Annotated in this window: 23 protein-coding genes; 17 read left to right on the top strand and 6 right to left on the bottom strand. The window is 40.8% G+C overall.

Going from position 1 to position 22,149, the window contains the following annotated elements:
- Positions 1 to 339: 339 nt before the first annotated feature.
- Both WKR92_RS04315 and rpoN read right to left on the bottom strand, forming a co-directional pair.
- Positions 340 to 684, bottom strand: coding sequence for a hypothetical protein (locus WKR92_RS04315; RefSeq protein ID WP_375556599.1), 345 nt, complete (start codon positions 682 to 684; stop codon positions 340 to 342).
- A 303-nt stretch (positions 685 to 987) separates the two neighbouring features.
- Positions 988 to 2,454, bottom strand: a complete 1,467-nt coding sequence (gene rpoN / locus WKR92_RS04310) for an RNA polymerase factor sigma-54 (RefSeq protein WP_375556598.1) — start codon at positions 2,452 to 2,454, stop codon at positions 988 to 990.
- A gap of 202 nt (positions 2,455 to 2,656) precedes the next feature.
- Here rpoN and mscL point away from each other — a divergent pair, with 202 nt between their 5' ends.
- From mscL to tsaB, 5 genes are all read left to right on the top strand, one after another.
- A complete protein-coding gene (gene mscL / locus WKR92_RS04305; RefSeq protein WP_375556597.1) occupies positions 2,657 to 3,064 on the top strand; it encodes a large-conductance mechanosensitive channel protein MscL in 408 nt (135 codons plus the stop codon).
- 82 nt (positions 3,065 to 3,146) lie between these two features.
- Positions 3,147 to 3,305 (top strand): 50S ribosomal protein L34, encoded by a 159-nt coding sequence (rpmH, locus tag WKR92_RS04300; RefSeq protein ID WP_118193172.1) that lies wholly within the window; start codon positions 3,147 to 3,149, stop codon positions 3,303 to 3,305.
- 74 nt (positions 3,306 to 3,379) lie between these two features.
- The gene (locus WKR92_RS04295; protein ID WP_375556596.1) at positions 3,380 to 3,772 is read left to right on the top strand and encodes a ribonuclease P protein component; all 393 of its coding nucleotides are present in this window, start codon (positions 3,380 to 3,382) and stop codon (positions 3,770 to 3,772) included.
- Positions 3,744 to 3,998, top strand: coding sequence for a membrane protein insertion efficiency factor YidD (gene yidD / locus WKR92_RS04290; RefSeq protein ID WP_375556595.1), 255 nt, complete (start codon positions 3,744 to 3,746; stop codon positions 3,996 to 3,998). The genes WKR92_RS04295 and yidD overlap by 29 nt, the downstream gene beginning before the upstream one ends.
- Positions 3,999 to 4,035: 37 nt before the next feature.
- Positions 4,036 to 4,725, top strand: a complete 690-nt coding sequence (gene tsaB, locus WKR92_RS04285; RefSeq protein ID WP_375556594.1) for a tRNA (adenosine(37)-N6)-threonylcarbamoyltransferase complex dimerization subunit type 1 TsaB — start codon at positions 4,036 to 4,038, stop codon at positions 4,723 to 4,725.
- 1 nt (position 4,726) lies between these two features.
- Here the strand turns inward: tsaB and WKR92_RS04280 are convergent, their stop codons facing one another.
- The gene (locus WKR92_RS04280) at positions 4,727 to 5,506 is read right to left on the bottom strand and encodes an NYN domain-containing protein (protein WP_375556593.1); all 780 of its coding nucleotides are present in this window, start codon (positions 5,504 to 5,506) and stop codon (positions 4,727 to 4,729) included.
- Between the two features lie 114 nt (positions 5,507 to 5,620).
- On the opposite strand from WKR92_RS04280, the gene cls reads away from it, so the two are divergent.
- The 11 genes from cls (at position 5,621) to WKR92_RS04220 (ending at position 18,258) form a co-directional block, all read left to right on the top strand.
- The gene (gene cls / locus WKR92_RS04275; RefSeq protein WP_375556592.1) at positions 5,621 to 7,087 is read left to right on the top strand and encodes a cardiolipin synthase; all 1,467 of its coding nucleotides are present in this window, start codon (positions 5,621 to 5,623) and stop codon (positions 7,085 to 7,087) included.
- A 72-nt stretch (positions 7,088 to 7,159) separates the two neighbouring features.
- On the top strand, positions 7,160 to 7,870 hold the full coding sequence (locus tag WKR92_RS04270; RefSeq protein WP_375556591.1) for a GDSL-type esterase/lipase family protein: 711 nt from the start codon (positions 7,160 to 7,162) through the stop codon (positions 7,868 to 7,870).
- Between the two features lie 14 nt (positions 7,871 to 7,884).
- Positions 7,885 to 10,452 carry a cation-translocating P-type ATPase gene (locus tag WKR92_RS04265; RefSeq protein WP_375556590.1) on the top strand — a complete coding sequence of 856 codons (2,568 nt, stop codon included), beginning with the start codon at positions 7,885 to 7,887 and terminating at the stop codon, positions 10,450 to 10,452.
- 24 nt (positions 10,453 to 10,476) lie between these two features.
- The gene (locus tag WKR92_RS04260) at positions 10,477 to 10,953 is read left to right on the top strand and encodes a DUF4920 domain-containing protein (RefSeq protein WP_446014090.1); all 477 of its coding nucleotides are present in this window, start codon (positions 10,477 to 10,479) and stop codon (positions 10,951 to 10,953) included.
- 234 nt (positions 10,954 to 11,187) lie between these two features.
- Positions 11,188 to 12,477, top strand: a complete 1,290-nt coding sequence (locus WKR92_RS04250) for a hemolysin family protein (RefSeq protein ID WP_375556589.1) — start codon at positions 11,188 to 11,190, stop codon at positions 12,475 to 12,477.
- 12 nt (positions 12,478 to 12,489) lie between these two features.
- Positions 12,490 to 13,305: a serine O-acetyltransferase gene (locus WKR92_RS04245; protein WP_375556588.1), complete on the top strand. Its 816-nt coding sequence runs from the start codon at positions 12,490 to 12,492 to the stop codon at positions 13,303 to 13,305.
- Between the two features lie 8 nt (positions 13,306 to 13,313).
- On the top strand, positions 13,314 to 14,186 hold the full coding sequence (gene cysM / locus WKR92_RS04240) for a cysteine synthase CysM (RefSeq protein WP_375556587.1): 873 nt from the start codon (positions 13,314 to 13,316) through the stop codon (positions 14,184 to 14,186).
- Between the two features lie 77 nt (positions 14,187 to 14,263).
- On the top strand, positions 14,264 to 14,707 hold the full coding sequence (locus tag WKR92_RS04235; protein WP_375556586.1) for a DoxX family protein: 444 nt from the start codon (positions 14,264 to 14,266) through the stop codon (positions 14,705 to 14,707).
- A 247-nt stretch (positions 14,708 to 14,954) separates the two neighbouring features.
- On the top strand, positions 14,955 to 16,160 hold the full coding sequence (spt, locus tag WKR92_RS04230) for a serine palmitoyltransferase (RefSeq protein WP_375556585.1): 1,206 nt from the start codon (positions 14,955 to 14,957) through the stop codon (positions 16,158 to 16,160).
- Complete coding sequence (locus WKR92_RS04225; protein ID WP_375556584.1) at positions 16,157 to 17,278, top strand: hypothetical protein; 1,122 nt, start codon at positions 16,157 to 16,159, stop codon at positions 17,276 to 17,278. Before spt ends, WKR92_RS04225 begins: the two co-directional genes overlap by 4 nt.
- Positions 17,275 to 18,258 (top strand): NAD-dependent epimerase/dehydratase family protein, encoded by a 984-nt coding sequence (locus WKR92_RS04220; protein ID WP_375556583.1) that lies wholly within the window; start codon positions 17,275 to 17,277, stop codon positions 18,256 to 18,258. The genes WKR92_RS04225 and WKR92_RS04220 overlap by 4 nt, the downstream gene beginning before the upstream one ends.
- A gap of 23 nt (positions 18,259 to 18,281) precedes the next feature.
- On the opposite strand, the gene WKR92_RS04215 is transcribed toward WKR92_RS04220, so the two are convergent.
- Positions 18,282 to 19,505 (bottom strand): MFS transporter, encoded by a 1,224-nt coding sequence (locus tag WKR92_RS04215; protein ID WP_375556582.1) that lies wholly within the window; start codon positions 19,503 to 19,505, stop codon positions 18,282 to 18,284.
- 82 nt (positions 19,506 to 19,587) lie between these two features.
- Here WKR92_RS04215 and WKR92_RS04210 point away from each other — a divergent pair, with 82 nt between their 5' ends.
- Positions 19,588 to 20,742 carry a BaiN/RdsA family NAD(P)/FAD-dependent oxidoreductase gene (locus WKR92_RS04210; RefSeq protein WP_375556581.1) on the top strand — a complete coding sequence of 385 codons (1,155 nt, stop codon included), beginning with the start codon at positions 19,588 to 19,590 and terminating at the stop codon, positions 20,740 to 20,742.
- On the opposite strand, the gene WKR92_RS04205 is transcribed toward WKR92_RS04210, so the two are convergent.
- Together WKR92_RS04205 and WKR92_RS04200 are read right to left on the bottom strand one after the other, a co-directional pair.
- Complete coding sequence (locus tag WKR92_RS04205; protein WP_375556580.1) at positions 20,739 to 21,230, bottom strand: YajQ family cyclic di-GMP-binding protein; 492 nt, start codon at positions 21,228 to 21,230, stop codon at positions 20,739 to 20,741. The genes WKR92_RS04210 and WKR92_RS04205 overlap by 4 nt on opposite strands.
- A gap of 64 nt (positions 21,231 to 21,294) precedes the next feature.
- Positions 21,295 to 22,080 (bottom strand): SDR family NAD(P)-dependent oxidoreductase, encoded by a 786-nt coding sequence (locus tag WKR92_RS04200; protein ID WP_375556579.1) that lies wholly within the window; start codon positions 22,078 to 22,080, stop codon positions 21,295 to 21,297.
- Positions 22,081 to 22,149 lie beyond the last annotated feature (69 nt).

The raw sequence follows: 22,149 nt of genomic DNA, 5'->3' as shown, positions 1-22,149 counted from the left end.
CGGTATATTGACCGAACACAAGGTTGATATACCGATAGGTTTGTTCTTTTATTGACAGAGTGTAAATTATCTATGACGATAGATTCATCCTTCAAGTGGATCTTGATACCGACTATTTTTTATTAATCGATATATAAAGTCAATAAGGATAACTAAGGGTCCCAACACAGGAACAAAGAAGAGAATTAATAGTCGAATAGCTTTTTCTCGTGTTGACATCTTGATATTAAGAAGATAGACAGCCATTCCGATTATTATTATTAAATAAGCTATTGTGATTAGATGTAAGTGATGGTTGGTTAAAAACATATGAGACGTTTCTAAAGTTTTGCAATAATGTTATTGTTTAGTACAACAAGCGAATGTGGAAGTGGTAACACAGTAATGGTTGTCGAATAAACATGAAGTGTCCGTTCCTATTAAACGACAGCCATATTTCTTTATATTGTCAGAGTCACTTCTGACATTTTTTTCATGATCTTCAGATCCAGTTTTCGTATAGCCCCAGCCTAATGTATACCCATAGTAAGGTTCCTGTCCTACACAGGCGTCGCCTTCTTCATCTTCTCTCTTGGCGATTTTAAATGATGGGGTATGTGTGTTGTTTGATTGTGTAAAATCAATAGTTGTAATATTTTGATTCGTCACATCGCTGCTAAGATACGGATCAGAAAGCATAGTCATAAGGAAGATTACCTCAATCTCTGTAGGTATCGAATTGTCTGGCTTTATTATTTCCTGACCTGAGTCGGTGGTTAGACTTTTTTTATATTGTATCTTTCCATCGACAGTATAAAGGATTGATCCTGTTTCTTTGTTAAATACAAGTTGACCAATTGTTTTATCCGGGTATGTTAATGTCAGTTGAGATACTTTTGGTTTATTGTTAGGTTCAGTGATATAAAGATACAAATAACAATCCTTATGACAAAAAAAATATAACTTCAGAGCTGGCTCTGTTCTGTCCTCTTTGTCTAAAAGGGTTTCCTACAGCTCTTTCCTTAATCGTGCTACTGGTATATTCATCGCTTCTCTGTATTTCGCTACGGTTCTTCTGGCAATAGGATATCCTTTTTCCTTGAGTACTTCGGTTAGCTTTTCGTCAGCCAAAGGCTTACGCTTGTCTTCATTCGCAATGCACTCTTCCAATATCTTCTTAACCTCTTTATTTGAAACCTCTTCGCCACTTTGTGTTTGTATGGCTTCAGAGAAAAATGACTTTAGAAGGAACGTGCCGAATTCTGTTTGTACATACTTAGAATTAGCAACGCGAGAAACGGTGGAAATATCCATGTCAACCCGATCGGCAATGTCTTTTAAGATCATCGGTTTGAGGTTGCGGTCGTCGCCGGTCAGGAAATACTCATATTGATAATTCATGATGGCATTCATGGTTTTTAATAGGGTATGTTGTCTTTGCTTAATCGCATCGATAAACCACTTTGCCGAATCCAGTTTCTGTTTTACAAACTGGACAGCTTCCTTCATTTTCTTGTCTTTTTGATCTGATTTTTCATAATGCTGGAACATTTCCTGATAAGATCTGCTTACTCTCAACTCCGGAGCGTTCCGTGCATTTAATGTAAGTGTCAATACGCCGTCGTTGTTCTCTATATGAAAGTCAGGAATGACATGCATCTGTTTGTTCGTGGATGCGCCAGAATCTCCAGGCTTCGGATTTAGTTTAAGTATCTCATCAATGATGGCCTTGAGCTCTTCTGAATTAATATTAAGAGTACGTTCTAATTTATCGTAGTGTTTTCTTGTGAATTCTTCCAGGTGATTTTCGATTAATTGTATGGCATTCTTAATCGTAGGGCTGTCCTGATCCTTTTTATTCAATTGGATCAGTAGGCATTCTTGCAAGTCGCGTGCCGCTACACCGGGAGGGTCAAATTGTTGTATTTTCTCTAGAACGGAAAGAACTTCATCCTCTTCGGCGATCACGTTCTGTGAGAAAGCCATGTCGTCTATCAATGATTCAATGGGTCTACGAAGGTATCCGTCATCATCGAGACTACCGATAATTTGTTGACCAATCATTAGATCACGCTCAGAAAGGTCCAGTAAGTCCAACTGCTGACTTAAATTTTCAAAAAATGAACTTTGAACTGCTATGGGGATTTCTTTATGTTCCTCATCGTCGCCACCTCGGCTTCTCGAGCCACCGTAATCATTTATATTGTCATCTTGCAGATAATCGTCGACGTTAAAATCGTCGGAGTCTGAGCTCTGCTCGTCTTTGTTCGTTTCCCCAGGGTCTTGATCCGGGTATTCTTCTTTAGGGTCTGTCATGTTCGTTAAGCTAGTGTCCTCTAGGGCAGGATTAATCTCTAGCTCTTCCTTGATTCTGGCATCCAAAGAAACAGTAGGCACTTGCAACAGTTTAATGAATTGAATCTGTTGAGGTGATAACTTCTGAAGTAACTTTTGTTGTAAACTCTGTTTAAGCATATCAAATTATACAAAGGCAAACTTACGGAAAAAGTGCAAATATTCGCTGAAGAGTAAAATTCTTAAGAAAGATACGAATTTAAATACTCGCTTTTTTACCGATCTTGCAAGAAATAAATTTTCAAATCTGCTTAGTTTTTATATTTTTATTTATAATATTGTATAACAAGTTTTTTATATCAATCGTTTTTAACTAACAATTATGGGTTTTATTAAAGAATTTAAGGAATTTGCAATGCGCGGTAGCGTAGTTGATCTGGCTGTCGGTGTGGTTATCGGCGCTGCATTCGGTAAGATTGTAACGTCACTCGTTGACGATATCATTATGCCGGGCGTTGGGTATATAACTGGTGGAACCGATTTTAGTGAGATGAAATATGTAATCGATCCGGGTGATCCTGCAGCTGAGATTCCCGAGACGGCAATTATGTATGGAAATTTTGTGAATGTGATCATTCAATTCATAATCGTTGCCTTTGTGATATTCCTAGTTATTAAAGGTATTAATTCAATGAAACGCAAGGAGGAGGTTGTTGAAGAAGCACCTGCAGGACCAACACAAGAAGAATTGCTAGCAGATATAAGGGACTTATTAAAGAAACAGGGTTAAAATAAAAAGTAAATATTTGATAATATAATCATTTAGCCTTACATTTGCATTCTCATTTTTTTAGAGTTTATAATATAAAGTCATGAAAAGAACATTTCAGCCTTCGCAGCGTAAAAGAAGAAATAAGCACGGTTTTAGAGAGCGTATGAGTACGGCTAACGGAAGAAGAGTATTAGCTGCAAGAAGAGCTAAAGGCAGAAAAAGATTATCTGTATCTGACGAGCGTCGTCATAAAGCTTAATTCATTTTTCATAGTGCCCTCCCTGCTTATTGGTCCCAACGGATTTGAGTATATTTGTAGGAGCACTTGAATAAATGAAGATATACCATTTTAAGAAAGAAGAACGACTTTGTAATAAGCGACTTATTAAGGTCCTTTATGAAAGTGGTTCTTCTTTTATTTTGTATCCCTATAAGGTGGTATTTCACCCCTGTAACGAACTTGACGTTCCGGTTCAAGTCGTGATTTCCGCTCCTAAACGCAGATTTAAAAAGGCTGTAGATCGCAACCTTTTGAAACGCCGTATGCGAGAAGCCTATCGTTTGCATAAAGGTACTCAGCTCTATCCTTTTTTTAAAGAGCAGCCTATTTTGCTATCCATCCAATACATTGGTAAGAACATAGAAAGCTATCATTTTATCGCCGAGAAGATGAGTAAGCTTTTTCGTAAATTGCAAGATGAATTTTCTAATATTCATATGGAATAAAGTGATAAAGGCATTTTTCGGATTTGTTTTTTTACTCATCATCCGGATTTATCAGCTTTTTATCTCCCCGCTATTCAGAGCGTCTTGTCGTTTTACACCCACATGCTCTCAGTACGGTTATTTAGCGATTAAGAAGCATGGACCCTTCAAAGGAGGGTGGCTCACCATGAAGCGTATCGCACGATGTCATCCATGGGGCGGACATGGGCATGATCCTGTTCCTTAGCTGTGCTTTTATTTAATATTTAGCCTTACATTTGTCTATGCTTATTCTTCAGATTGAAACAGCCACCGCAGTTTGTTCGGTAGCCTTATCCGATTCAGGTAAAACCATTCATCACGTTGACCTAAATGAGCCTAATGTGCATGCTTCCAAGCTAACGCGACTTATTGAGGAAGTGATGACGGAAACAGGGTATTCATTAAATAATTTGGATGCTATCGCCGTGAGCAAGGGTCCTGGATCTTATACTGGACTGCGGATAGGGGTGTCTACTGCGAAAGGTCTTTGCTACGGACTCGATAAACCCTTGGTTGCCATCGATTCTCTTTATTCTTTAGCTCACGGATATAATAAACTTCACGAGGCTGTTTCTGCTAATTCGCTTCTGTACCCGATGATTGACGCAAGAAGAAGAGAAGTATACACAGCTGCTTATGATGGGGCGTTAAATTTGAAAAAACCAACACAGGCTGAGATAATCGACGTGGATTTTTTTAACGATATCTCAGAATCGGATTCAATCGTTCTTTTTGGTGATGGCGCTGATAAGTTTGCTGAGACGTTTGTCGCAGACACTCGTGTTAACGTTGTCGAGAATTTTCGACAGTCGGCCGACTATCTGAGTGGGCCAGCGTTTCAGGCATTTGAGCGTAAGAACTTTGACGATGTTGCTTACTTTGAGCCTTTTTATCTCAAAGATTTCGTCCCTCTGAAATCTAAAAATCCATGAGTTAATGATTCCCTTTAACCCTTACGAAGACGTGTTTGATATTTCTTTTCCCCGTTTCTCTTTCGTCCACTTCAAAACGGTTGATGTCTTTGATTAAAGCTAACATTTTTGGGTAACCGTAGTTTCTTGGATCGAAATCGGGGTGCTTTTTTAGAATAAAATTTCCAAGGTCACCTAGAAATGTCCAACCATCCTCGTCCCCGAGATCGGAAATACTGGTACTGAGGAGACGTATCAGTGATTTGTCGATTTTACGCAGCGTTTTTTTCTTACTTGTTTTCTTCGCCGAGGTTTTATCCACACTATTAGATTCTTCGTCCGAACGGCTATCATTGTCATCCTCGCCAAGAATTTCGATATAGATGAATTTGTCACATGCAGTTATGAACGGCGTCAGGGTTTTTTTCTCGCCGATCCCGATCACTTTCATGCCAGCTTCACGTAGTCGCGTCGCTAGTCGCGTGAAATCGCTATCGCTCGAGACGATACAGAAACCGTCGACTTTCCCAGAATAGAGGATATCCATTGCGTCAATGATCATGGCGCTATCACTAGAATTTTTGCCGACAGAATAGCTGTATTGTTGAATGGGTGTGATCGCATTTTCAAGAAGTACGGTCTTCCAGCCCGATACGGTCGGTTTGGTCCAGTCTGCATAAATCCGTTTAAAAGTAGGACTGCCATATTTTGCAATCTCTTCAAACATAAGTTTGACTTTTCGGTACGGGACATTGTCCGCGTCAATTAGTACGGCTAACCTAAGATCTTGTATCGATTCCATAAAAGTATTTTTCGATTTGCTACAAAGGTATATAATTGAGTTACAATAATGGTCAGTAAGTATTTTAATTCTATCTTTATAGTGCCAACCAAAATCGAAGATAAAATATTTCATATGCATGATTTCTTAACACCTGTTTTGGAGTTTATGAGAGAATGGTATTGGGCGCCTTTAGCACTTATCTATACAGGTGTCATTATTACTATCTTGGCAGAAAATAGAAACCCCACGAAGACGTTAGCCTGGATTCTGGTGATTGTGTTTCTGCCGGGGGTGGGCTTATTGTTCTATTTCTTTTTCGGTCGGCGTTTTCAAAAGAAAAGAATCTTTCGCGAGAAAAATAAGGACGAGCACCGTAGTTTCTTTGCCCGATGGCAGGAGCATAGACCTATGCTTGAACAAAATCTGGAGCAGTTGGATAAAGAGCTCGGTGAGTTGGCCTCGGTCTACCGATTTTTATACAACGAAAATATTTCTGCTCCTCTGATGAACAACTATGTGAAGTTGTTGATCAATGGGGAAAAGAAGTTTCCAGAGCTCTTTAAAGAGATTAAACAGGCTAAACACCATATCCATCTTGAATATTATATTTACGAAGAGGGTGGGATTGGTACGGAACTACTTGAATTACTGTTGTTGAAGGTTCGAGAGGGCGTCAAAGTACGCCTGCTTGTCGACGATTTTGGGTCTTCTAAATTAAAGAAAGAGCGTATATTAATGCAAGAAGGAGGGGTTGATTTTGTGAGATTCCTGCCCGTACGTTTTGCGTCGATTTCAGACAGCAATTATCGGAATCACCGAAAGGTAGCGATCATCGACGGCGATCTGGCCTTTGTTGGTGGTATTAATGTCTCTGACCGCTATATCAACAACGGCAAAAATCGAATCTATTGGAGGGATACCGCTGTGAAGATTGAAGGGCAATCGGTTTTCTTGTTACAGTTTCAATTTTGGCTTACGTGGCATTTCTCCGAAGGGGCGCCATATAAATTGAGCGAGGACTACCTCGTGGAAAATATTCAGAACAAGGGGAATTCGACAGTCAGTTTTGCTTTAAGTGACCCTGGTTCGCCTGCTCCTTATACGATGGAAGCTATTTTATTGGCTATTTCTAGGGCTAAGCATTCCATACAGATTTGTACTCCTTACTTTGTACCCACCGATCAGATCAGTACAGCATTGCAAGTGGCTGCCGCAAGCGGGATCAAAGTTGAACTTCTGATGCCGAGAAATTCGGACTCTTTTATCGTGCATCATGCTTCATTTTCTTTCCTAAAGCCCTTGCTTAAACGTGGAGTGTCAGTCTACTTGTATGAAAAAGGTTTTATGCATGCTAAAACAGTTTGCATCGACAATAAATTAGCATTTGTTGGCACCGTTAATATCGACATCCGGAGTTTCTATATTAATTTTGAGATTACTTCTATTATTTATGACTTAAAGGTGTGCGAAGAGTTAAGCAGTCAGTTTGAAGAAGATAAGAAAGTTAGCTTATTAGTAGATATAGACTTTTGGAAAAAGCGATCAGTTTGGGCACGAGGCTTGGATTCTGTTTGTAGACTGTTAGCACCGTTACTTTAAATTTTTTTATCTTAGATAGATTAATTTTTTAAATTAGAATCCTAATACATTACTCTACATTAAATAGTTGTTATGAAATTAAGCAATACGTTGCAGATTTTTGTTTTGTTGTTTGTGGTATTTGCTGTTGGATGCAGTCCGAAGCTTCAAACCACACAGTCGAAGTTTAATATTGTTCAAAATATCCCTGAGAACATTGAAAGATGGGAGAAAGATATTGTTGCTTTTGAAGAAGCTGACAAGATCCAGAGGCCCAAGAAGGGAGGCATTGTATTTGTCGGTAGTTCATCGATTGTTGGTTGGAAAACTCTCGCTGAAGATTTCCCGGATCAAAATACAATAAATCGGGGTTTTGGAGGGTCACAGACGGACGAAGTACATTATTATGCTTATAGGATCCTTTATCCGTATAAGCCGAAACAAGTGGTTGTTTATGTAGGTGATAATGATTTAAATGCCGGCAAGTCGACCGAAAGAGTTTTTAATGACCTGAAAGATTTCTTTGACGATATACGCCTCCAGCTTCCTAAAACAAAGATTACTTTTCTTGCTATTAAACCTAGTCCAAGCCGCTGGCACTTGATTGACAGCATCAAAAAAACAAATGCAAAGGTTGAAGGTTATCTAAATACAATGGAAAATGCCAGTTACGTTGACATCTTGAATCCGATGTTAATGGACAACGGCAGACCGAATCCTGCATATTATCTGGCCGATAGTCTGCATATGACTGCTGCTGGTTATGATGTATGGGTTGAGAAACTAAAACCACATTTGGAATAAAATGAAACGTTGATATGTCTGGTACTTACTTGCAGAGCGAAGAAGAATTATTCGAAAAACTTAACAGCTCCGAGCAAGGGCTAGATAATCAACAAGTGGCTTCTATACGAGAAGTAGAGGGGCCGAATGTGATCGAACGGGCGAAGAAAAAGACCAAACTCGCAATTTTCCTAGGTCAGTTTAAGGATTTGATGATTCTTATTTTGGCTGCTGCTGCTGTCATTTCTTTTGTGGTAGGTGAGCAGGTTGACGCCTATGTCATCCTAGTCATTATCATTGGGAATGCTTTGATCGGTTTCTTTCAAGAAAACAATGCCGAGAATGCTGTACAAATGCTACAAGAAATGTCGGCACAACACGCGATCGCAGTAAGGAACAATAAACCAGTAAAATTAGATGCATCAGATCTTGTACCCGGTGATATTGTATTGCTCGAAGCCGGCGATGTTGTGCCTGCGGATGGACGCTTGCTGAAAGTAAACGCATTGAAAACCGATGAGTCGGCCTTGACCGGCGAAAGCCACACCGTTGAGAAGGAAATAGGTGTACTCGAAGAAAAGGACCTGCCGGTGGGCGATCAAAAGAACATGGTTTTTAAAGGGACGATGATCAGTAATGGCACAGCTAGTATGGTGGTTACGGCTACCGGCATGAAAACCGAAATCGGCAAGGTGGCCGGCTTACTTAAAGGCGATGATCCACAAACTCCCTTACAGAAAAGACTGGGCGTTTTTAGCAAGCAACTGGCTGTTATCGTTATTATCATTTGTGTTGTTGTCTTTCTCTTTGGTTGGTTGCGAGGGGAAGCACCGTTTTTGATGTTTTTGACTGCCTTGTCGCTTGCAGTTGCAGCCTTGCCGGAGGCTCTGCCCGCCGTGGTTACAATCGCCTTATCTGGTGGAGCGCGACGGATGGTGAAACAGAAAGCCCTTATGAGAAATTTACCGGCTGTGGAAACATTGGGGTCTGTCACCTATATCTGTAGTGATAAAACCGGCACGCTGACAAAGAATGTCATGACGGTTGAGAAAACAAAAGTGGTGGCCGGAGAAGAAGATAATCTTTTGGAGCATGCTATGCTTCTCAACAACGAGGTGCAGGTGTCAGATGATGAGCTTATGGGGGATTCGACAGAGACAGCGATGGTCCAATATGCGATAGCTGAGGGCTTGAGTCTTGAAAAAGCGCAAAAGGAGTTTCCACAGGTAGATAAAGTGCCGTTTGACTCCGAGCGCATGCGGATGAGTACACTGCATGAAAGAGAAGGCAAGTGGTTTTTGTTTACTAAAGGGGCGCCAGCCCGCATCGTCGAAGCTTTGTCAGATAAATACAAAGACGAAACTGAAGCTTGGTTGGGTATCAATCGACAATGGGCGGCAGAGGGTCTACGCGTTCTATTCTTTGCATATAAGATTTTTGACAAAAAACCTGAGAAATTTTCGGTGGATATGGAGATCGAGTTAGATTTTCTCGGTATGGTTGCAATGATTGATCCCCCAAGAGAAGAAGTCATTGATGCTATTCAAGAATGTCAAACAGCGGGAATACATTCGGTAATGATCACTGGAGATCAGGTTTTAACGGCCAAAGCGATAGCTCATCGTCTTAATATCAGCCAAGACGATAGTGATAACAGTTTAACAGGTGTAGCGCTAAGTAAGCTTTCAGAACACGAATTAAATGAACATGTCTCGAGTGTTTCTGTATACGCTCGCGTGTCACCCGAGCAGAAGCTGAACATTGTTAAAGCACTTCAAAAGCAAGGTGAATTTGTTGCCATGACGGGAGATGGAGTGAATGATGCGCCCTCACTGAAGCAAGCAAATATCGGCGTTGCGATGGGTATCACCGGAACTGAAGTGTCTAAGGAAGCAGCAGATATGATCTTATTAGATGATGATTTTGCCACGATCGTAAAAGCCATCAAAGAGGGAAGAAGAATATACGCAAATATTAAAAAGTTTGTTTTGTACGTTCTTTCTTGTAATCTAGGTGAGATTTTGACGATCTTTTTTGCACCCTTAATTGGCCTGGCCACACCTTTATTGCCGATTCATATCTTGTGGATTAATTTGGTGACCGATGGTTTGCCAGGTCTAGCTTTGGCGTCTGAACCTGCTGAGAAAGACACCATGAAAATTCCACCGCGGCCCCCTAAGGAGAATCTGTTTGCTGGCGGGATGGTGCCGAAGATTATTGCTACCGGAGTTATCATGGCTTTTGCCGCTATCTTTCTCCAATCATGGGCTGCCAATCAAAATTACGACGAAAATACCCAGCAGACCATGGTATTCACCCTGCTTTGTTTTATACAGCTGGGCAATTCATTTTCAGTGCGTTCCAGGAACTACCCAATATATACAGCTCTTTTTTCAAATGCAAAGATGTGGTTCGCTCTTCTATTCACGATCGCGTTGCAGTTGGCTATTATCTATGTGCCTGTTTTTGGTGGTATTTTGAAGGTAAGTCCACTTGATTGGCGATCTATGTCGATGATCACCCTCATTACCGCAGGAGGGATTGTTGCGATTGAATTGGTAAAACTGTTGATGAGAAAGAAAACAGAGAACGGAGCTTCTTAATTTGAAAATTGTATATTTGTTTCGATGAAAAAGATAATATTATTAGGAGTTGCTTTGTTAGTATCGACATGCATCTTCGCACAAGAAGATATTCGTTCAGCACAACCTGGCGTGGAATATGGAGAAGGCGTTGACGCCAATAAGCATATGACGGTGACAAAACTGGAGAAGAAACTTGACAAAGACTCAGTTTATAGTGGATCGGTTACCGGCAATATTGTGGAAGTATGCACGAAAAAAGGTTGTTTTATGAAATTGACCGACGACAAATCGGGTGAGCTTATTACCGTTCGTTTTAAAGACTATGGCTTCTTTATGCCACAAAATATTGTCGGTAAAACAGTGGCGGTAGAAGGTGAGGCAAAGCTTACAGAGCATTCGGTGAAGCAGTTACAACATTGGGCTGAGGATGCTGGTAAAAGCAAAGAAGAAATCGCTGCGATCCAAGCGCCAAGAAAAACCATTGAGATTATCGCAACAGGTGTTAAAGTTTTAAGATAGCTTAACGCGATCAATTGTTATTTTTGAAAAAGAGCAATTCAAAAGCTTTTTAAAAGAGAGCCCCAATACTGAAAAAGTATTGGGGCTTTTTTATATTACGAACAATTGTCGAATTGTTGAAGCGCAAAAGAAACTCTATGAATATGGGAAACAATCATTAACTTTACTTGTAATTGAATATACTCAAACAGATAATTTTAAATAATGGAACGCGAAAACCTTAGTTTACGATAGATGGAAATACTAATTATTCTAATCTTGATCATGTTAAATGGTTTCTTTGCGTTGTCAGAAATCGCTCTCGTATCGGTTAAGAAGAGCAGGTTTGAGCATTTAGCGGCCCAAGGCAACAGTCGTGCTGCCATGGTTTTGAAGCTTCTAAAAAATCCTGAAAATTTTCTGTCTTCTGTTCAGGTAGGCATCACCTTAATTGGGATTGTCTCCGGCGCATATGGAGGTGCGGCGTTAACCGATGATATGGTTGCGTTCCTATCTCAGTTTTCCTGGTTAGGTGATTCGATCAATACAGTCGCGATGATCATCGTTATCGGCGGTATCACGTATGTGTCTATCGTTATCGGTGAGTTAGTGCCTAAGACGATAGCCATGAATAATGCGGAACCTATCGCATTATTTGCCGTTCCGGTCATTCGATATTTCACATTTATAGCATATCCTTTTGTAAAACTATTGTCCTTTTCAACTTCCCTCATTATCAAACTATTTGGGATTAAGGAAAAGTCAGGCGAGCAAATTAGTGAGGATGAACTGCGTTTTATGTTGAAAACAGCCCACAATCAAGGTGTTTTAGAAAATGAAGAAACGCAGGTTCATCAAAACCTGTTTATGTTTACCGATCAGACTGCAAAGTCGATGTTAACCCACCGATCCGAATTGGAATGGATAAACCTCGAGGATAGCGCAGATGATATCTTCGATCAGATAAAAGAAAGTGTGCATTCAAAGTTTATCGTATCAGATGAGTCGATTGATAATATCAAGGGGGTTGTTTATATTAAAGATTTCTTAGAGAACTTCCGAACGGAAGGGTTTGATATCTTGTCAATTTTACGTAAACCGATTATCATCTCACAAAATACCCCTTCTTTTAAGATTCTAAATACGTTTAAAGCAGAGAAGCAGTACATCGCGATTGCGGTTGACGAATATGGAGGGGTAGTTGGAATAGTGACTATTCATGACTTATTTGAAGCTATCGTTGGAGATTTGCCCGATGAAGACGAAGAAACAAGTATATTAAGGCGAGCAGATGGCACGTTCTTAGTTGACGGTAAAACCTCTGTATTGGCAATCAATCAGTTTTTTGCCAAGGAATTAATCGAAGAAGATCACTCAAAATATACAACAATATCCGGCTTTATTCTTCATAAGCTTCGCGCAATACCGACGACCGGAGAAAAGCTAGAGGTAGAAGGTCTACAAATTGAAATCGTTGATATGGATGGTATGCGTATCGATAAGTTGTTGATTCTTGAAAACGTTGAAGATGAATCGGATGATTAAATTAAGACGAACATGAGTACAGAAGAGTTCTATCTTCATATATTTAAAAAGCAAAAGCTGCATGAAACAGTATCTTCAAACGAAGTTATTGAAAAATGGATAAATGACCTGTTAAATTTTGCATTCCCTGAACGCTCAGAAGGCGCGTTTTCCAGCCTCGAAGAAGTTGAGAGTTATTTCGCTAGGTTAGAAAAGGAGCTGCTAAGGATTTTAAATGTTACGAAGGCTTGTGACGATTGCAACAACGAGGAGATTGTTCGGTCCTTCTTTCGGGACTTCCCGGAGATTTACAGGAGAATGAACACGGACATCTTAGCCATCCAACAAGGAGATCCAGCCGCGACAAATACCTTTGAAATCATTCGCGCCTATCCAGGTTTTATTGCGATAGCGTTTTACAGAATTGCCAATGCTCTATTCCAATTGGATGTTCCCTTGATTCCTAGATTGTTGACGGAGCTAGCTCATTCTAAGACCGGAATTGATATCCATCCGGGTGCTACCATTGGTGATTATCTATGCATAGATCATGGTACGGGCATCGTGATCGGAGAAACAACGATCATTGGCAATCATGTGAAGATTTACCAAGGCGTAACCTTAGGTGCGCTGAGTGTTGATAAGGCTATGGTCGACGTCAAAAGACACCCAACCATAGGGGATCACGTTGTATTATATGCAGGCGCCACAATCTTGGGGGGCGATACCGTCATCGGAAGTCATTGTACAATTGGTGGTAATGTCTGGCTTACGCGTAGTGTTCCGCCTTTTGCGACTGTATACCATCAGCCAACTATTAAAGTGATTGAAGCGAAAAGTAAATCGTAAGAGACAGTATGAATACAATTATCGATACCGTTGGAAATACTCCGTTAGTAGAATTGAAACGTTTGAATACGAATAGCAAGGTTCGTGTTTTTGCAAAACTCGAAGGTTCAAACCCCGGCGGAAGTGTTAAGGATCGCGCCGCCTTGAATATGATTCGAAGTGCACTGGAAAGAGGAGATATTAAAAAGGGTACGAAGTTGATTGAGGCTACCAGCGGCAACACAGGTATTGCGCTTGCCATGATGGCCGGGATATATGGTCTGGATATTGAATTGGTCATGCCGGCGAGTTCTACCAGAGAACGAACGCTGACGATGCAAGCTTTTGGTGCGCAGGTTACCCTACTCGAATCAATCGAGGTCTGTCGGGATTACGCCGAAGAGAAAGGAAGTACTGAAGGTTATTTTCTATTAAATCAGTTTGCTAATGAAGATAATTACTTAGCTCATTACCGGACAACAGGACCAGAAATTTGGAGAGATACTGAAGCGGGTATCACGCATTTTGTAAGTTCTATGGGTACAACTGGTACGATAATGGGCTGCTCTAGATTTCTAAAAGAACAAAATACATCTATCCAGATTGTAGGCTGTCAACCTACCGATAACTCGTCGATTCCGGGGATTCGGAGATGGCCAGAGGAATATCTCCCAAAGATATTTGATCCTTCACGCGTTGACACAATAATGGATGTATCGGAAGAAGATGCTGTTGCAGCAGCGCGATCTTTGGCAAAAAAAGAGGGGATATTTGTAGGGATGAGTAGTGGAGGAGCCTGTGCGGTTGCATTAAGGCTTGCCGCTAAATTATCTGAAGGAATCATTGTTTTTATCGCCTGCGATCGTGGTGATCGATATCTTAGTAGCGATCTTTTCGCCTGATTATTAAGTCGATATAATTTTTTCTTTTTGAATTAATATCATTAACTTTAGTATAACATCCCGAAAGGAGGTACATAATGAACTTAATTCAAAAGGTGGAATATTGGGGAGATACCCACCATCCACAATGGTTAGATATTCTTAGAATAGCTTTAGGAATATTTATTTTTATAAAAGGTGTACTGTTCATAGCCGACACTAATTCTGTTTTACGACTACTTGAAGATACTGCTTTTCAACCGAATGCTTGGGCTATTATTCATTACGTGGCGTTCGCCCATCTGGTTGGAGGAATTTTTATTGCTTTTGGCTTATTAACCAGGATTTTTGTTGTTTTCCAGCTCCCTATTTTAATTGGTGCCGTATTCTTTGTTAATCTTACCAATGGACTTTCTTATCTTAATTCCGAGCTATGGGTATCTGTTTTAGTGCTCATTCTTTTACTTGTATTCCTTGTTGTCGGGTCAGGGTCAGGTACATACTCGACTGACGGCTTAATTAAGCGCCGGAGAAGCTTTTAGTACGATTTTTGCTGTTTGTTATATGACATTAAGGTGAAATCATTGATTTGTTGTCTAAGTCGATGGTAATGAGCTTTTTGTGTCGTTTTGTTGCACTGTTCATAAGGTAACAAAATCAGGTTGCGTTTAGAAAACGTAAAATTATTGTGAACAATAATTTACATTTGCCTAATATTTAGATAATACTAACAAAAATATAATGTTGTCGTCCCAGAGACGAACATATGAAGTATTAAGAAAGTTAACAATGGGTAAAAAATTATATGAGCGGGTAGCGGCTTTCAAGGATGCAGACGCTATCAAAGCAAAGGGGATCTACCCTTATTTCCGACCAATAGAGTCTGCACAGGATACCGAAGTTGTCATAGACGGTAAGAACGTGCTTATGTTTGGATCTAACTCCTATTTAGGATTGACAAATCATCCTAAGATAAAAGAGGCGTCGAAAGCTGCAGTCGACAAATATGGAACTGGTTGTGCCGGATCTAGGTTTCTAAATGGCACGCTGGATATTCATCTCGAGTTAGAGGAACGATTAGCCCGATACGTTAACAAAGAAGCGGCTGTACTTTTTAGCACCGGCTTTCAAGTGAATTTAGGCGTGATATCATGCCTATTGGACCGTAATGATTATCTGATTTTGGACGAATCAAATCACGCTTCTATCATTGACGGAAGTCGTCTTTCGTTCTCACGCACATTGAAATATGATCACAATAATATGGACGACTTGAGGAGCAAACTTAGTCGTCTACCGGCGGATGCAGCAAAATTAATCGTCGTAGACGGTATCTTTAGCATGGAAGGTGATCTTGTTAAGCTTCCGGAACTTGTAGAACTGAGCGAGGAGTTCGGAGTCAATATTATGATCGACGATGCGCATAGCTTGGGCGTGATTGGTCATCAGGGAGCGGGGACGGCTTCTCACTTTAACTTGGAGAAGGAGGTTGATTTGATTATGGGCACATTTAGTAAGTCGTTAGCCTCTTTAGGTGGTTTTGTTGCCGGAACGAAACCTACAATTGAATTTATTAAGCATCGTGCACGATCACTCATGTTTAGCGCTAGTATGCCACCAGCGTCTGTAGCTAGCGTCCTTGCCGCTTTGGATATTATTGAGTCTGAACCTGAAAGAATCGAGAAGTTATGGCAAAATACGCGTTATGCCACTGCACAATTGAGAGATGCAGGCTTTGATATCGGAAACTCAGAAAGTCCGATACTGCCGATATATATACGAGATAACGACAAAACATTCCGTTTAACTAATATTTTGCATAATAATGGGGTCTTCGTTAACCCCGTGGTCTCTCCAGCAGTTGCGTCAGAAGACTCCTTGATTCGTTTTTCGTTGATGGCGACGCACACATTCAGTCAGATAGATGAAGCAGTCGGAAAAATTATTGAGGCTTATAAGGCTGTGAACAGCGATCCTGTTAACGTAGCTATATGAGAAAGGTCATAGCGGTCGAAGGAAAGCGTGCACTAAAATCTTTTATTGATTTTCCTCACAGCTTATACAAGGATGATCCCTTTTATGTACCTGAATTGTATATTGCCCAGCGAGATATGCTCACTCCCGGTAAGCACCCCTTTCATGACCACTCAGAAGTTAAGTTATTTTTGGCATATGATGGCGATCAGCTTGTTGGTCGTATCGCAGCTATAAAGAATAATAATCATAATCGTGTTTATAAGCAAAAGGAAGGTTTCTTTGGTTTTTTCGACAGCATAAACGACCAGGACGTTGCCGATATGTTGTTGGACACTGCTATAAGCTGGCTGAAGGGTCAGGGCTTGACTTCGGTAATGGGGCCAACTAATTTCTCAACAAATGAAACCTGCGGTCTTTTGATAGATGGATACGATGGTATGCCACGGGTTATGATGCCATATAACTTTCCGTATTATTTAACCTTATTGGAACAATATGGTTTTAGCAAGAAAGTCGACCTCCGTGCATATTACTACGACGGAAATGATTATGACGACCGTTCCGTCGGTCTTTTGGAGGGTCTACAGAGGCGACTGGAGCGTAACGATATTCGGGTACGCAAGATTGATATTAAGAACTTTAAACAAGAGGCGAGTGCACTAAGGGAAGTGTATAATCAGGCTTGGGATCATAATTTGGGCTTTGTGCCGATGACGGATAAGGAGTTTGATTATATGGCGAAGGATTTAAAATTAATTCTAGATCCAGATTTTTGCTTGGTTGCAGAAAAGGAAGGAAAGTTAGTGGCCTTCGCATTGGCAATTCCCGATATTAATCCAATATTGAAGACGATCAAGCGGGGACGACTTTTTCCATTCGGTTTTTTGAAACTCTTATCGATGAAAAGAAAGGTAAAAGGTATTCGGATTATGGTTTTAGGGGTGATTGATGGCTATCGGAAGATGGGCATAGAAGTTTGTCTGTACGCCATGATTATTAAGGCTTTTCAAGAGAAAGGTCTGGAATACGCCGAGGCTTCTTGGACCTTGGAGGACAACGATCTAATCAATAAAGCTATCGAGCGAATCAAAGGGGTTCCTTATCGCACCTACCGAATTCTATCAAAATCGATATGAACGAGAAGATACTCATAACGGGAGCCAGCGGATTCGTTGGTTATCATCTCATTATAGAGGCTTTATCGCAAGGCTATGAAGTGCATGCTGCTATACGGGAAAACAGCAAGATAGATCATCTTAACAAGTTGCCGCTTCGATACATGTACCTCAATTATTCATCAATTGGTCATCTCCAATCCACCTTAAAAGATTTCGATTATATTATACATGCGGCTGGGATTACGAAAGCAAAAAATGAACAAGTTTACAATAAAGTTAATGCAGATGCTAGTAAAACCTTGGCTGAAGCAGCGGTAAAAGGCTGTGTTACATTGAAAAAGTTCGTTTTCGTGAGCAGCTTGGCTGCCCTGGGGCCGCTAACCGATTTGGACACGCTTATTCATGATGCTTCCGAACCACAGCCTGTCACGGCTTATGGACGGAGCAAGCTCAGGGCAGAACGGTATTTACAGTCGATTCCTAAACTCCCTTTACTCGGTTTTAGACCGACCGCAGTATACGGACCACGCGAAAGGGATCTATTCATTCTAATCCAGGCATTAAGTCGCGGACTTGATCCCCATATCGGTAGGTTTGATCAACAATTAAGTTTTATTTATGTAAAGGATTTGGCAAAAATAATCATCAATTCATTGCACGAAACACCTCCGAAACAGTTTTATAATGTCTCGGACGGTATGGTGTATGATCGCTATGCATTGGCAGATACGGCAAAACAGATCCTTCAAAAAAAGGCTTTGAGAATACACTTACCCTTGGGCGGTGTAAATATGCTAGCCTCTTTCATGGATCGTATATACGCAAAGCGTAGTTCAACGCCCGTATTGAATAAAGAGAAGATGAACGAGTTGACAGCAATAAACTGGGCTTGCGACGTTGATGCGCTAAAGGATGATTTGGGTTTTGTTCCGCAGTACGATTTGCAGTCGGGTTTAGCAGAGACAATCCAGTGGTATAAAGCTAATCATTGGATTTGACCTCGTGCTGTTTGACAGCGCCCTTAACCGAGTTGCTCTTTAATGTTTTTAAAACGATTCCTCCGGTATAGAATAAAGCTTATCATGATAAGGACACCTGCCATCCCTTCTAAAGCAACGATCGTAGTCGTTCCGATTTTGTGGGCTAGGTAGCCCATCAGAAGAGTGCCAAGTGGCAGCACACCCTGGAAGGCCATGATATAGTAGCTCATTGTTCGTCCCCGCATTTTATCGGGTGTATGTGTTTGTAAATAAGTGTTGATTGATGAATTCTGCGACATTAGTCCCAGGGCTGCTGTACCGGTGAACAACAAAGCCATAATCAGTGAAGGCGATAGTGCCAGTCCGAGTACAGATAGCGAGAGTGTGAAACTCGAACGGATAATGATCTTTATAAAATTGCGAGTCGACTTTAAAGTTGCCATGTATACCGCACCCATTAAAGCACCTAAGCCACCGACACTCTCAAACCAACTGAACGTTGTGGCGTCACCGTTAAAAATATCTTTAGCAAAGACGGGTAAAAACGTTGTAAAGGGTATGATAATTAAGCTGGATGCCGCCATAAGGAGTATAAGGGATGATATATTAGGTGAGTTTTTCAGGTAATTGAAACCCTCTTTCAGATCAAACCAGATGTTTTCTTTCGATTTTTCAACCGGCTTGAGCTTAATCTTCATCAATGATAAGCAAATAAGAACCGCTATGTAGGTTAGAAAATTGAGAAAGAAACACACATTTTCACCAAAAGAACTTAGAATGATGCCCGCCAGAGCAGGGCCGACTAGTCTGGCTCCGTTAAACATCGATGAGTTCAGGGCGATCGCATTTGGTAAATCCTCTTTTTTCTCGACGAAGTTGACGACAAGCGATTGTCTGGCCGTTACGTCTAGCGAGTTCACTAAGCCTTGAACGAGACTTAAGATACCTATCCAGGCAATGTTGTAGTAATCCAACCAGACCATCAATGCTAAGGTTCCCGCTTGCAACATCAACACGATCTGTGTAGATATAAAGATATTGAATTTATTATATCGATCTACCAAACTGCCAGCGAACGGAGCTAAGACTAATGAAGGTATTAAGCTGGCAAATGTGATTAAGCCCAACACGAAGGGCGACCCTGTCAGGCGGTAAACTAACCAACTGATTGCAACACGCTGCATCCAAGTCCCGATTAGAGAAATGGATTGTCCGGTAAAGAAAAGCCTGTAATTGTGATATTTAAGGGATCGAAAGATCTGCATTTTATATCTACGAAAATACGAAATTTAAAGTCAATGGCTTTAATATAACGGGAAAGATATAAAATGATCGTATTTTCGTTTTATGGAAACGATTCACATCGTCGGCGCGGGACCAGCTGGTCTTATGGCAGCTCAAGAGTATGCACTTCAAGGCCATCCTGTAATAGTTTACGATCATAAGGCAGCTGCGGCTAGGAAGTTCTTAGTAGCTGGTAATGGCGGTTTTAATTTAAGTCACGCCGAGCCGTTAGATGTCTTTCTTGATAGATACGATTCGGAACAGATTAAAGAAATTGTACAAACCTTTAATAACAAAGATACAGTTAGCTGGCTCGAGTCGATTGGCGTACCAACTTTTATCGGGTCGTCGGGCAAAGTCTTTCCTGTTAAAGGTATTAAGCCTATTGAAGTTTTACAGCGCTGGTTGCTGAGGTTGAGTCAGCTAGGTGTAGATTTTAAGTTTGGATACTACCTGAGTGATTTCGATTCTCGTAAATTAACTTTTTTGACCGTAAATAAGCAAATAGAGGTAATTTATAACCATGCTGTTCTAGCGCTTGGAGGCAGGAGCTGGCCTAAAACCGGATCAGACGGAAAGTGGATCGACTTGTTTCAAAACAAGGGGATTGCCGTGACCGCAACCGGTTCCGCTAATTCAGGTTTAGAACTAGCGACGGTGTATTCAAGCTTAGCTGGCCAGCCTTTGAAGAATGTACGATTGTTTAATCGTTATGCAGAAAAGTACGGCGAATTGGTTTTTACAGATTACGGTATCGAAGGAAATGCCGTTTATCATCTCAACCGCGCGGTCCGATCTCAAGCTTTTCCGCAAGAACTTTTTATTGATCTGAAGCCATCCTTTGATGAATCACGTATCATATCGGCGTTCAATGGAGAAAAGATTAGTAACGTTCTTAAACGACAACTGCGATTAGGACCAACCAAAATTTCTTTGCTGAGAACACTTGACAAAGATGTATATACATCCCCATCAAAACTGGCATATATCATAAAAAACTTTCCGTTGAAGGTCACTGGTTTTCGTCCGGTGGAAGAGGTTATCTCAACCCATGGTGGTGTCAGCTGGGACGAACTGAACCCAAACCTGTCCTTAAAGAAGTACCCCGCTATCCAGCTTTGTGGTGAGATGTTAGCTTGGGACGCTCCAACGGGCGGATACCTGCTTCAAGCCTGTTTTGCGACAGGTTATTATACCGCAAGAGGTGAAACCCACTAGTTTCGCATGTTGATATACTGTAATGGCTGTCCAAAATCTTCTCCCTTGCATAAAGCAATGACTTTCTGTAGGTCGTCGATGTTTTTGCTTTGTACTCTTACCTGATCATCCATTATTGAAGCCTGTACTTTTATCTTGCTCTCTTTGATTTTTGAAACAATTTTTTTAGCGGTCTCTTTATCGATACCTTCCTGAATCTTAACTTCTTTTCTGAGCATATTGCCAGACGCAATACTTTCCTTTCCAAAATCTAAGCTCGCTGGATCAAGTTTCTGCTTAAGCATTCTTGAAATAATTGAATCAGTAATCGCTTTTAGGCGCATATCATCTTCGGTCACAATGGTGATTACATTGCTTTTTTTATCTAAATCGATTGTACTTTTCGATGTTTGAAAGTCGTATCGGTTCAATATTTCTTTTTTTGCGTTGTTAATAGCATTATCGAGGGTCTGCCCGTCGATTTTGCTAACGATATCAAATGATGGCATATCTTTTAAAATAAAGTGAGCATGAATATAATGATTTTGAATGATATTTCTTTAAAAGGGCTTTTCACTCAATTACGTTTCCGATAATGCGACCAGCAATATTCTCTACGAGCGACTTAGGGAATAGCCAAGCCATAAAAGAAGCAGACTTATTCGTTAGGCCCGGAACGATTTCCGCTTTTTTCGAAAATAGAGCCCGAACGGCAATTTTAGCAACGTCTGAAGCTTCCATATGTACTTTTTTCATACGCTCAAGTCCCTTCTCTGTCAATTGAGCTCGCTCAACGAATGCCGTATTCGTAGGTCCCGGAGATATACAAGTGACTGACACAGATGATTTTTTTAATTCGTTGTTTAATGCGCGACTGAACGATAATACAAAAGCTTTAGATGCAGCATAAACCGCGAGGTTGGGCGTGGACTGGTAAGCTGAGGTGCTGGCCACATTTAGGATATAAGCTTGCGGGCAGCGCTTTAATAAGGGCAATAGTAAGTGAGTAAGACTAACTAAATTAGTCATGTTAAGCTGCATCATATTTTGAATCGTCTCTAGCTTTTGCTCCTCGAAACGACCGCTTAGACCGTAGCCGGCATTATTGACGAGGATACGGAGATCGACATGCAGTGAATGTACCCATTCACGCAGTCGCAGAGCCGCGTCGTCGGATGAAAGGTCTAGAACAAGTGACTGCGCGTCTACTGAGGCTTTATCCATGATTTCCTGACAGGTTTCCGACAGCGCCGACTCATTTCGTGCGACCAATAAAACGTCGTATCCTTTTAAAGCTAACTCCAGTGCGATGGCTTTACCAATTCCTTTACTCGCTCCGGTGATTAATGCATGTGCCATTCGTGTTTTATTTTAAATCTAAAGATAGATAAATTTAGGGCTACATCGCGGCGCCTAATAATCATTTCA

Origin of the sequence: Albibacterium profundi, from assembly GCF_042159835.1 — a bacterium.
In the GTDB taxonomy this organism is placed as follows: domain Bacteria; phylum Bacteroidota; class Bacteroidia; order Sphingobacteriales; family Sphingobacteriaceae; genus Albibacterium; species Albibacterium profundi.
Note: the sequence above shows the minus strand (reverse complement) of the source record. Positions and strands in the feature narration are given on the sequence as shown.